The sequence below is a fragment of the Sulfuricurvum sp. genome (assembly GCF_049277495.1).
Lineage (GTDB): Bacteria > Campylobacterota > Campylobacteria > Campylobacterales > Sulfurimonadaceae > Sulfuricurvum.
Genome location: NZ_JBASYM010000033.1, coordinates 15464 through 27273, shown reverse-complemented (window position 1 = coordinate 27273; position 11810 = coordinate 15464). Strand labels below are relative to the sequence as shown.

The 11810-nt window shown below is 46.1% G+C and carries 12 protein-coding genes; 1 reads left to right on the top strand and 11 read right to left on the bottom strand.

Translation table 11 applies throughout. The annotated features are described in order from the left end of the window. The 7 genes from WAO38_RS06730 to WAO38_RS06700 all read right to left on the bottom strand — a co-directional run. Positions 1-3409 (bottom strand): proline dehydrogenase family protein (locus WAO38_RS06730; RefSeq protein WP_422235566.1); only part of this gene is annotated, 3409 nt, incomplete at its 3' end. An 18-nt stretch (positions 3410-3427) separates the two neighbouring features. After that, positions 3428-4279, bottom strand: coding sequence for a tetratricopeptide repeat protein (locus WAO38_RS06725; RefSeq protein WP_422235565.1), 852 nt, complete (start codon positions 4277-4279; stop codon positions 3428-3430). 29 nt (positions 4280-4308) lie between these two features. Then, positions 4309-5634 carry a sodium:proton antiporter NhaD gene (nhaD, locus tag WAO38_RS06720; RefSeq protein WP_422235563.1) on the bottom strand — a complete coding sequence of 442 codons (1326 nt, stop codon included), beginning with the start codon at positions 5632-5634 and terminating at the stop codon, positions 4309-4311. Between the two features lie 205 nt (positions 5635-5839). Next, complete coding sequence (locus WAO38_RS06715; protein WP_422235561.1) at positions 5840-6037, bottom strand: hypothetical protein; 198 nt, start codon at positions 6035-6037, stop codon at positions 5840-5842. After that, positions 6009-6356, bottom strand: a complete 348-nt coding sequence (locus WAO38_RS06710; RefSeq protein WP_422235559.1) for a hypothetical protein — start codon at positions 6354-6356, stop codon at positions 6009-6011. Before WAO38_RS06710 ends, WAO38_RS06715 begins: the two co-directional genes overlap by 29 nt. 137 nt (positions 6357-6493) lie before the next feature. Continuing rightward, positions 6494-7375, bottom strand: a complete 882-nt coding sequence (locus WAO38_RS06705) for a diguanylate cyclase domain-containing protein (protein WP_422235557.1) — start codon at positions 7373-7375, stop codon at positions 6494-6496. Positions 7376-7453: 78 nt separating this feature from the next. Beyond that, positions 7454-8644 (bottom strand): NifS family cysteine desulfurase, encoded by a 1191-nt coding sequence (locus WAO38_RS06700; RefSeq protein WP_422235555.1) that lies wholly within the window; start codon positions 8642-8644, stop codon positions 7454-7456. A 248-nt stretch (positions 8645-8892) separates the two neighbouring features. Here WAO38_RS06700 and WAO38_RS06695 point away from each other — a divergent pair, with 248 nt between their 5' ends. Further along, positions 8893-9258, top strand: a complete 366-nt coding sequence (locus WAO38_RS06695) for a hypothetical protein (RefSeq protein WP_422235554.1) — start codon at positions 8893-8895, stop codon at positions 9256-9258. 22 nt (positions 9259-9280) lie between these two features. Here WAO38_RS06695 and WAO38_RS06690 read toward each other — a convergent pair whose 3' ends face one another. Genes WAO38_RS06690 through WAO38_RS06675 form a run of 4 tightly spaced genes read right to left on the bottom strand, consistent with a single transcriptional unit; the run spans position 9281 to position 11801 of the window. Next, positions 9281-9652, bottom strand: coding sequence for a DUF86 domain-containing protein (locus tag WAO38_RS06690; protein ID WP_422235552.1), 372 nt, complete (start codon positions 9650-9652; stop codon positions 9281-9283). Then, positions 9645-9971: a nucleotidyltransferase family protein gene (locus tag WAO38_RS06685; RefSeq protein WP_422235550.1), complete on the bottom strand. Its 327-nt coding sequence runs from the start codon at positions 9969-9971 to the stop codon at positions 9645-9647. The genes WAO38_RS06690 and WAO38_RS06685 overlap by 8 nt, the downstream gene beginning before the upstream one ends. Before the next feature lie 19 nt (positions 9972-9990). Continuing rightward, complete coding sequence (gene clpX / locus WAO38_RS06680; protein ID WP_422235548.1) at positions 9991-11205, bottom strand: ATP-dependent Clp protease ATP-binding subunit ClpX; 1215 nt, start codon at positions 11203-11205, stop codon at positions 9991-9993. Beyond that, positions 11205-11801 (bottom strand): ATP-dependent Clp protease proteolytic subunit, encoded by a 597-nt coding sequence (locus tag WAO38_RS06675; RefSeq protein ID WP_422235546.1) that lies wholly within the window; start codon positions 11799-11801, stop codon positions 11205-11207. The genes clpX and WAO38_RS06675 overlap by 1 nt, the downstream gene beginning before the upstream one ends. Between the last annotated feature and the right edge of the window lie 9 nt (positions 11802-11810).

Sequence of the window (11810 nt, the reverse complement as noted above, 5' to 3'; positions counted from 1 at the left end):
CTTTATCCGCACTGTTGTGATAGGTCTCAGGGGCGATGTTTTCGGCTCTTAAATAGCGTATTCTCTCGACCTGTTCCATCGATTTGAGCAGGCGGGTCTCATCCTCTAGGGAAAACGTATCCTCACGGTCTAAAAGGGAAGCTTCGTTCGCTGCTAGCCATGACAAGGATGGACTGTATGAATCCGAAGGAACCGAGACGGAGAGTTTTGCCCCTGCCATCTTGACCGCCGCAATCGATGCGCATATCTCATCAACACTGTCGCCGGACTCAAAACGGAGCAATACGCTTTTAACGTTTCGATAACGAACGGTGTTGCTCTCTCCGCGTATACGGCACACATCCCGCTCTTGGGTAAACTCACGATCCAGCCAGTAGGCAAAATTTTCAGCGGTAGCGATTGCGGATTGAAGCTCGGAGATAAAAGAACTACTCTCGCTGAGGAGTGTGCGGAGACGGTCGATATAGGGGTGGTGGTGTCTTTCCTCTGTATTCGTACTCTTACTAGAGAGATGCATAAACTGTGAAACATAATTGAATCCGCCCGCTTTTCTGCCGCTTCCGATAGAGGATTTTCCCATGCCGCCGAAGGGCTGACGCATGACGATGGCTCCGGTGGTGGGGCGGTTGATATAGAGGTTACCGGCGAGAAGGCTCTCTTGCCAAATGGCCTGCTCCCGTTCGTCGAGACTTTCCAACCCGGAGGTAAGCCCGTATCCGGTTGCGTTGACCAGTTCGATCGCATGCTCCAGACTTTCGGCACGCATAACGCTGAGCACCGGTCCGAATAGCTCGTTCATATGGCAAAAATCACCGTTTTTTGTCCCCCATCGGATCGACGGGCGCAGCATGTAGGGATTGTTATCATCGCCGTAAGAAGGTTCCAGAGCCCAGCTTTCGTTTGCGCTGAGATAATCCAGTGAATATTTGAGTTTGCCCGAAGGAGGGGTGATCAGTGCGCCGATACGGTTTTGGAAATCCCAAACCGATCCGACCTGCAGTGAGGATGCCGCATCAATCAGGGTCTGCTTGAAATGGGGATCCTCATACACTTCTTTCTCCAAGATGAGCAATGAGGTTGCCGAACATTTTTGTCCTGAGTTATTAAAGGCGGATGCGACGACATTTTTGATCGCTTGATCGCGGTCGGCCAAAGCCGTGACGATGGTCGCGTCTTTGCCTCCGGTCTCGGCACTGAGATGGAGATCGGGGCGCGCTTTGATCATGGCGTAGGCGGTTGTTTCGCCTCCGGTAAAGATGACAAAATCGACGAGGGGATCGGTGATGAGGTATTTTCCTGCCGATTCGCCGCTCGTCGGGAGAAACTGGAGGGTATTCTTGCTGACTCCCCCTTCCCAAAAACATTGACAAAGGCGATAGGCACACAGAACAGCGTTGGATGAGGGTTTTAGGATAACGGTGTTCCCGGATGCCAAGGCTGCGGCGATACCTCCGGCAGGGATGGCGATGGGGAAATTCCAGGGGCTGATGATTACGCCGACCCCTTTTCCTGTTGCGTGCGTGTTGGTAAGGGCAGTGAACTCTTGGACGCTGTAGGGGTAAAAATTACAAAAATCGATCGCTTCGGAGACTTCGACATCGGTTTCATTAAAGACTTTTCCCGTTTCGGCAGCGGCGATACCGATCAGGTCCCCTCGGCTTTTTCGAAATTCATGGGCGACCTTCATCAAAATTTTCTGCCTGCTGAGCGGATCGAGCGCCCGCCAACCATCCGGATCGGCTGCTGCCACACTCAAAGCCTCGCGGATATTTTCTGCAGAAGCCGGGGTATAGCTTCCCACAATGACTTTGTCGTGATATTGCGATTTGTCGATGACATGAACCCGCTCTTCGGATTCTATCGCGACACCGCCGATGACCGCGCTAGCGTGAAACCTGCCGTTATGAGAAATATTTTTCCATTTGTCACGGATTTGCTCCGCCCATTGCCGATTTTGCGGCAGTGTAAAATCGGTATCGCTTTCGTTTTCAAAGCGGTAGGATTCGGGTTCGATCATATCCGGGGAAATATTCCTGTTTTGGGTGCGAAAGGGTTTGAGGCTCAGATCGGGGATATTGGTGAGGGCATCATCGTAGCTTAGAACCAGTTTTTCCCATGCCGGAGAATTGACGTGCAAGCCGAAACTGTGGCGTAAGAAGTTCTGTTCGGCGGTATTCTCATCAAACCGACGTACCAGATAGGCGATGGCGTTGGTAAAAGTTTTCGCCGTAGCGGTAGGGGCATAAAGGATAACTTCCAGCCCTTCGTTTTTGAGAAGTTTATAGGCTGTCTCGCTCATCCCTTCCAGCATCTCCGCACTGTAGGAGTCTTCCACTCCCCGTTCGCGTGCGAGGAGCATTCCCAGAGCATGGTCGAACAGATTATGGGATGCGATTCCCGTATGGACGCAGGAGGCGAGGGCAGGGTCGAGGAGATAGTCCATCAGTATTTTATAGTTTGCATCGGTTTGGGCTTTATTCAGATAGGTGACACACGGCCATCCGCGCAGGCTTGCTTCGGTCAGCTCCATTTCCTGATTGGCCCCCTTGACCAGACGTATTTTGATCGGGGCACCCCCCATTTTCACCCGCTCTTGTGCCCATTTTGAGAGTTTTTGCAGATAGCTCAGGGCGTCAGGAATATACGACTGTATCACGATCCCCGCGTACAGTGAGTGAAATGACTCTTGGGAGAGGGTTTGCATAAAGGCATCGACGGTCAGAGCGACATCGCGGTACTCTTCCATATCGAGATTCACAAACTTATCGTGTTTCATGGCCGTTATATAGATGCTCTCCAAAGAGCGGGAAATTTGATTCACGGACCAATCGTGCGCCAGGGGGATAATCTGCGAAAAGATCGTAGAGATTTTGATCGAGATGTAGTCGATTGAAGGATTTTCCAAAGCGTCAATGTATTTGAGTATCCGTTCATGCGCTTCTTTTTCACCCAAAACCGCTTCCCCGATAATATTGATGTTGACCCGGGTCTGCTCGTCTCTCCGTTTTGCCAGATACCCTGAGAGAAGGGAGGACTCCCCTTTAATCACGACGTTGCTGACATCATTGCGAAGATAGCGGATCAAAAGGGGAACAGAGATATAGGGGAGATAGATGCCGATATGACGGAACAGCCATATCAGAAGCTGTTCGAACTCGGTAAAAAAATCGGTATTTTCATATTTGGAAAAAAGATATTCGAGCTGATCCGCGATGCGCTTGTTATCGTGAGAACGGAAACTCTGATCCAATAGCTCGATTAGAAAAATCTTGTTGATCGGATCTCTGAGCATTCTCACCATAACTTCGTGGAACTTTTTCTCGGTATCTTCCCGATCTTGCTCTATATTTTTTTGCCATTGTTCAGCGAGAATTTTGGCATTTTCAAATGTCGTCGTTGTAATGGGCATTATACTCCTTTGAATCCGTTAGAGGATAGCTTCTTTAAACTCTTTAGAGTCCTTTATATGTTCAAATGACGGTTCATGCTCGATATCTTCTCTGAGATTTTGATTTTTATGCAGTGCCGTTTTCAGATCGGATATCGCTTCAATCTTGCTTCCGAGTTTTGCATGGGCACAGGCTCTTTGCCAGTAGGCATAGCCATAATCTTGATCGATCTCGATTGCTTTGTCACTTAGATTGAGTGCCCACTCGTATTGATCCAAATCCAATACGGCATCCGCTTTGTAGGCATAAGCTTCGCTGTCGTCAGGATTGAGTTTTAAAATCTCATCATAGATCTCGATTTTAGATTGCAGATTGGTCTCTAAATTTGCTCTCATCCACAGCGAATGGCTAAATTGCGTTGTGTAAATTCTATTTTGATTGTCCAGTATTTTTTTAGATTGTTCACCTAGGCGTTTTTGGAGAAGTTCAAGCTCTTCATTGTACTTTTTCGTAATCTGCTCAACCCGAATTTCAATCATATCTTCCGTTTTTTTCCGGATATCTCGCAATGAGTTCCATCCGGCAAAGATCAAAAGAGAGGTTGCAGCGGCAATCAGATAGAAAATATTTCCGATGGTGTCGGTGACATATCGTGCAGCGCGATCGGTTTGCTCTACTTCTGCTCTGGAAATCCGTTTTTCGGTATCGTTGCGCAATTGCTGCTGATCGGTGCGGACAGATTTGAGTTCATCTAAAATATAACGCTCGATTAAAGGTGTAAATAGCGGTTTCTCAATCGTTTCAGATTGTTGAGTCTCTGTTGCTTGTGCAGCGGTTGCAAATAAAAGTGTTGCAACCAACACGGGTACCCGTAGACATTTATGATTCATTTATCTCCTTTACATAGCGAACAATTTTCTTAATCAATTCCTAAAACTTTAAATTGTAAATACCAGACACTGATCGATACGATATATCCTGCCAATACCGTCCAGGAAAGTTTCATGTGGGAGGAAAAGGTATAGATGCCGTGCATTCTCCCCATCACTCCGACTCCCGCCGCACTTCCGAAACTGATAAGCGATCCTCCGACACCAGCTGTCAGTGTCACGAGCATCCATTGGGTGTAATCGATCGGCGGGTTGGCTTTAAGCACCGCAGACATGACCGGGACATTATCGATAACGGCAGAGACGAATCCGAGTCCGATATTGACGTAGGTTGGATCGACGACTTCGTACAATTTGGTAATGTATCCCAAGAACCCTGCGAAATAGAGAGCACCGACCGCCGCTAGGATTCCGAAGAAAAAGAGGAGGGTATTGTTCTCGATTTTACTGATCGATTTAAAAATATTGACGTCTTGTTTGTGACGTCGTTTCAGTGTGTACATATAGAGCTGTAAAACGGAAAGGCCAAAGAGCATTCCCCACATCGGAGGAAGCTGCATCACCTGTTTACATAAGACTGAGATGGCGATGGTCGCGATTCCGATAAATACGATGACTTTTCCACCTTTGAGGATCTCAATCTTATCCGCGATTTCAGGGTCACCTTCTTTGTTCGGATCCTCATCCGGTACATAACGTACCAGAAGATAAGCGGTTACGAGCCATCCCAGAAATGCCGCAGGGAAAAGATAGAGAAAATCGGCAAACTCCCCTTTTTGGGCAGTCCATGCCATCAGGGTGGTGATATCTCCAAACGGGCTCCATGCTCCGCCGGCATTGGAGGCGACGACAACATTGATAGCGCTGGGGACTAAAAAAGCTTTGTTTTGTTTTTCTATCGTGATGAGGACGGTTGAGAGAATCAAAGCGGTAGTCAGATTGTCCGCAATCGGAGAGATAAAAAATGCGAGGATTCCCGTAATCCAAAAGAGTTCGCGGTAACTGTATCCTTTGGCGATCAGCTTTCCTTTGAGTGCATTAAATACTCCTCTCTCGATGAGTGCTTCGACAAAGGTCATCGCTACATACAAGAAAAAGAAGATCTCTGCGATTTCATAGACGAGATGGGTGATCTCGCTTTTGAACGGGATGAAATTCAGTCCGTAGAAAGCATAAAAGGCTCCGATGAGGATATACATGAAGGTTCCGATGAACAGTGCAGGTTTGGCTTTGTCAATATGGTATTTGTCTTCCATCGCGATAAAATAATATCCGGCGATAAAAATAAGAAGCAACATCCATCCAAACGGATGGGTCGAGAGATCGATCCCGTCTAGCGGTATGTTTGTCGTCATTCATTTCCCCTGTTCGATTGAAACCAATGGCTCTATCTTGAGTTAAAGATTAAGCAAATCTGAATAAGCATGCTCCCCCTAGTATAGTCAACAAGGGTAAACAAAAGTTTACAAATTCAGTTTGCGAGAAGTGATTTAATGAAAAATAGATTATAAAATCTTATTTTATTGAGTCAAAAGAACGACCGGGAACAGAGTAAAAAAGTCAATCCGAGAAAACGCCGAAAGGGTCATTATTCGGTATTGTTGCGGGGTCAAGCGTTATCGAATCAATAATAATTGATTCTCGCTGATGAGGGGGGAGACGGAGCTTCAGACGCTCGAGAGCCTGTGTTTCATTATCCGCATCGATCGGATAAAGGCGGCTTTTTCCGTCAAGCCGAATATCGACCAGATAACGCATTCGAATCCTTGAGAAGATAGAGCTGCCCGTAACAGTCGCAAAATTTCTTGCATCCGCACGAATAATAGATATTTTTACCCGTATCGAGGGAATAGCTTCCAAAATTCGTTTTGATAACGTCTCCCTGGACTCTTTCTATCGTAATCGTTTTGACGAGACATCCATCCATCGGGTCAAGGCGGTGAAATTTTTCTCTTGCCGTATGAACCCACAAAATGGGGGAGGGCATGGAAAGGGAGAGGACTTTTTGTGCATCCCACTCTCGGATGGCACCTAAACTCTCGAGTTCTGGATCGCTGATATTGCGATAAGGACGCATAAGGACTCCCAATAGACTTTAGAAATCAATATGCATATTTAGTTCTTATATGATTAAAACAAGTATTTGCAGCTTTTTGGGGTTTCTCGGGAGGGAATCGCTATCTTGTGCTATTACGGTGAGCAATATCGAGGGTGCTATAAGATATGAATACCCAAATCATCGGTTTGCTGCAGGGCATTTTGCGCTCGAGAGATGATAGCGGATATTGATTCATCCGGTAGCTGGACGGTCGTCCCTACCCGCATACTGATCGTACTGAGGTTTTGAAAAGGCTCTTCCCGCATAACGGTGAGCAGTTTGCGGCTGAACTTTCCGGCATTCTCCGAAGAATCAACGAGGTACGCCAAGAGGAAAACTTTTTTGCCCCAACGCACCAGCATGTCGCTTTGGCGGATATTCGATTTGATGCTGGAACTGAAATCATGTAAATATTTCTCTGCTTCGCTGTCGGAAGACATGAGCTGGACCATGGTAATACCGATCAGTTTTTTATTGAAGATTGCCGCGTCATAAAAACTTTTCGAGGTATGATTGAAATACTCTTTATCATAGGCTCCGCTCTCTTTATCGATACTGACATCATTTTCGATCATGATCCTCTTGATTAGGTCCTGGGAAATATCGGTAAAGGTGACAATGGTATAGTCAGGGATAGGCTTTTCGACGGAGACCGAAAATGCATGAGGATCGATGCGGTAGTTGAGCATACTGATGATCCGGTCATTTTCCGGGAGTTCCATAATCGAGGTTGTCCAGTCCTCCGGATCTTTTGCTTTTCCGGCGTGGAAGTAGCTGTCATGCGGAACAAAACGGTTCACCAATGAACCAAATTCGCGCAGAAAATTCTTGACGCTGGTAACATTGGCAAAATCGAGAAAAGACTGGTTAAAAAGTATTGGTGTATTGTTGTGCATTAAAACAATGAGATTTTTCTGAGTATTGATTGCCGCGAGAAAAAGTTGGATACATACATGATCTTGATCTAACATATTTGATTCTTCTTGAGAAATCTCCATTTAATTCACCTTCACCTAATGTGCTGTAATCATATCATATCGTAAGGTTATTCGGAAATATTCGTGGGTAAAATGGCCTTATCCGGCCATTTTTTCATTTGTGTAAGAATAGGTTGAAGAAATAGAACGAAGACGTTCCGCTGCTTTCGTGAAAACATCAATCGTGTAGTCGATCTCATCGGCAGTCGTAAAACGGCTGAGACTGAGACGGATAGCCGTGTGTGCAAGCTCGGGATCTTCGCCGATAGCACTCATAACCGGATTCGCTTCGAGAGATTCGGATGCACAGGCACTTCCCGTAGATGCGGCGATACCGGCACGGTTAAGGTCCCATAGCATCGATTCCCCTTCGATTCCGCGAAGCGAGATGAGGATGGTATTGGGAGTGCGGCGTGCACGGTCACCGACGACGATCGTGTCCGGAAGCTGTGAAATCGCATCTTCGAGGCGGTCACGCAATGCACGTACATCGCTGTTCATTTTGTCCAAATGGCCGACCGACTGTTTCATCGCCAAGCCCATACCGATGATATAGGCGACGTTCAGGGTTCCGGCACGACGACCCCCCATTTGTTCTCCGCCATGTAGGAGGTTCGGGAGTTCAGAACCTTTTTTGACGTACAGCCCGCCGATCCCTTTCGGACCGTGGAATTTATGGGCGGAGAAGGTGAGATAATCGATCGGTGTTTTCGTAAGATCGACTTTGACTTTACCGATTGCCTGAACCGCGTCGGTGTGGAATAAAATTCCTTTTTCCTGAGCGATTGCGGCCACTTCTTCGACCGGAAAAATCATTCCCGTTTCATTGTTCGCCCACATCATGGAGATAAGGATCGTTTTATCGGTGATCGCCGCTGCGATACGATCAGCGCTTACATATCCGTACTGGTCAACATCGACGAAGGTGATCTCTGCACCGTTCTCTTCGAGAAAGTGGAGGGTTTCAAGTACCGAAGGATGCTCGACTGCCGAAGCGATAATATGGTTTTTACTCGGATCGCGGAGGATATGTTTGAAAAAGATCCCTTTGAGTACGGTATTGTTGCTCTCCGTCGCACATGAGGTGATGAGGATATCATCGGCATCGGGTGCATTGAGGGCGTCATACATATACCCCATCGCTTCGTTCAGATACGGGCGGACTTCGATCCCGTATTGGTGCAATGAGTTCGGGTTGCCGTAAAGCTCTTCGAAAAAAGGCTGCATTTTTACTTTTACGATAGGGTCTAGTTTTGTGGTAGCGTTGTTATCCAGATAAACACGTTTCATATTTTGTCCTTATGATGTCGTTATTAGGAGAACTAATGCAAGAATCGTTCGAGGAGGGGAGATTTAGAAGTGAGAAATCATAAGAAATATGGCACCGTTCGCCCTGAGCTTGTCGAAGGGTGTGCAATTCATGGTTCGACAAGCTCACCACGAACGGAAACGTAAGTTATCTAAGAAGTCTAATGTATCAGTTATCCGTAAGCCGTATTACATATAATGTTTAGATAATAATTAGATTTGGGATAAATATGCAAAAAGTACTGGTATTTATTGTATTTATAATTTTAATTGTTGGTTGTTCAACGCATGTATATTTCAAATTTCCTCAAAACGAAGATCTAAATATAAGAATCTATTCTTACGATAAAAATATTACAGTACAAGAATGCTCTATTAAGCCACACAGCGAAAAATTTAACAAAATTGAAAAACTATTAAATAATAATACAGAAGAATGGTCTACTGAATTTGCTTCAATATTACCACATACGGTTGTGTCAAATTCCAAATTTACCGTAATCTTTTCAGGAACAAGAATGATAGTTAATAAAAATAAATCTCAATATTCACACGCTATAAAAAGCAGTGACTATGTTTTTTTGAATTGTGATTAGAAAAGAGAGAAAATAGCTCAGGCTACTTATTGTCATTAAGTATTTGCTCAATAGTCTCTTTTAACATTTGAATATCGTTTTGACATACATCGAACACCGCTTCAGCATTGAGATCAAAATAGTGATGGCTGATGATATCACGCATTCCTTTGACCGACTTCCAATCGACGGCAGGATAATTGGGTAGTAGTTTTTTATCAGTGAGTTTGTCGACGTTTTTCAGGCTTTCGCCGATAGCGATTAACTGCATACAGATGGAATCCAGTTTTTCAAGACCTGCTTCATCTTTTAAAAAATCATCGGAAGTTTTGATAGGTTCGAAGCGTTTGAGGATACGTTCGGCGGCACTGGCAATCTGTGTCAATGTTTCAATCAGCAGAGCCTTTTCAGGCATAGACTGCTTCTTTTTGAATCCGCTCTTTTAGAAAAGTATTCATACTATCGCGGTAGCTGACCAGATCGACATGCGTATGCATCAACTCTTCGAGATCGAGGCGGATACGGGAGAGTTTGAAAAGATTGGGGTGTTTTGTCTCAATGACAACGTCGACATCACTCTGTTCTGTCGCTTCATTTCGTGCTACAGAACCGAATATACCTATTCGCATAATCCCGAATTCATCGGCATGCTCACGCTTATATGATTGTAGTACTTCGAGGGCTTCTTTTCGTTTCATGCAGTGATTATAACCTAACTGACATCCTCTAGGCAATAGGATGTCAATTTATCAATTACGCTTCCGCGCTCTCTTCTTTATAAACATAGATAGGTTCGTTGGTCGGATCTTCGATCACCGCTTCGGTAATCGTAAGGCTTTGCAAATTCTTTTTCGACGGGCAGCTAAACTGCAGCGGCAGCATCGCTTCTTCGATGATGCTGCGCAGACCGCGCGCTCCGACACCTCGGTCGATCGCTTTTTGGGCGACGGCTTCGAGGGCTTTGGGTTCGAAGTTGAGTTCGATGCCGTCCATGTCAAACAAGGCTTGGAACTGTTTGATGAGGGCGTTGTCCGGCTCTTGGAGGATTTGAACCATCTGCTCTTTGGTCAGTTCGCGCAGCTGTGCGATGACCGGGATACGTCCGATAAATTCGGGGATGATTCCGTAATGAACCAATGCTTTGGCATCGATTTTTTTCTCTTTGGTTTCCCCTTTTTCCGTCGTTTTGCTAAATCCTACTTTGTTCGATTTTTTCGAATGAGAGTCAGGAACGAGACCGACAAAAGCTCCTCCGCAGACGAAGAGAACATGCGAGGTGTTGAACAGTACCGTTTCGGTCGTAGAGTTTTTGCGGCTCCCTTTGACCGGTACATAGACTTCGGCACCTTCTAATATTTTGAGAAGACCTTGCTGTACCCCTTCACCCGAAACGTCACGGCCCATTGTTGAGCTTTCGCCTTTTCGGGCGATTTTATCGATCTCATCGATATAGATGATCCCGCGCTGAGCGAGCTCGATGTCATAGTTGGCAGCGGCCAGGAGACGTGAGAGGATACTCTCGACATCTTCGCCGACGTAGCCCGCTTCGGTCAGTGCTGTCGCATCGGCAACGGCAAAGGGAACCTGCATGATTTTCGAGAGCGATTTGGCTAAAAGCGTTTTCCCGCTTCCCGTAGGCCCGACGAGGAGAATATTGGACTTTTCGAGCTCAACGTTGTTATAGACGGGGTTTTCGATCCGTTTGTAGTGGTTGTAGAGGGCAACGGCGAGCACTTTTTTTGCTTCCAGCTGACCGATAATGTATTTGTCGAGAAATTCGACGATTTTTTCCGGTACCGGAAGCTGTTGCTGCATCGCGGAACGTTGCTCAAAACGAACCTCTTTTTGCAAAATGGAAGAACAGGTGGTGATACACTCGTTACAAATATGGGTTGTCTCCGAAGAGAACATTTTTTTGACTTCGCTTTGTTTACGGCCGCAAAATGAACAGGTTTTTTCGGTACTCATCATACATCCTTCGAAGTGAATTTTTTGAGAATCTCATCCGCTAGACCGAACTCGATCGCCTCTTTGGCTTCCATATAGTTGTCACGGTCGGACTCTTTTTCGATCACTTTGGCACTTTTGCCGGTTGCATCCGCCAAAATAGCGTAAAGACGTCGTTTGAGATTGAGGATATGTTTGGTGTGGATCTCAATGTCGCTCGCTTGACCCGAATATCCGCCGAGAGGCTGATGGATCATCACTTCGGCGTTGGGAAGCATATAGCGATGCCCTTTTTCTCCGCAGGTGAAGAGTACAGCCGCCATCGAAGCGACGAGCCCCATTGCATAGGTATACACCGGGGCATTAATGAGCTGCATCGTATCGAGGATCGCAAGACCCGCCATGACCGATCCGCCGGGCGAACTGATATACATGTGGATCGGCTCTTCCGAATCCATAGCTTCGAGATAAAGCAGTTGGGAGACAATGACCCCCATCATATGATCATCGACCGCTTCGGTAATAACGATCACACGATCTCCTAAAAGTTTTGAAAACAGATCAAAATAACGCTCTCCGCGAGGCGAAATATCTTTAACGGTAGGTATCATTGGCATTGAAAACTC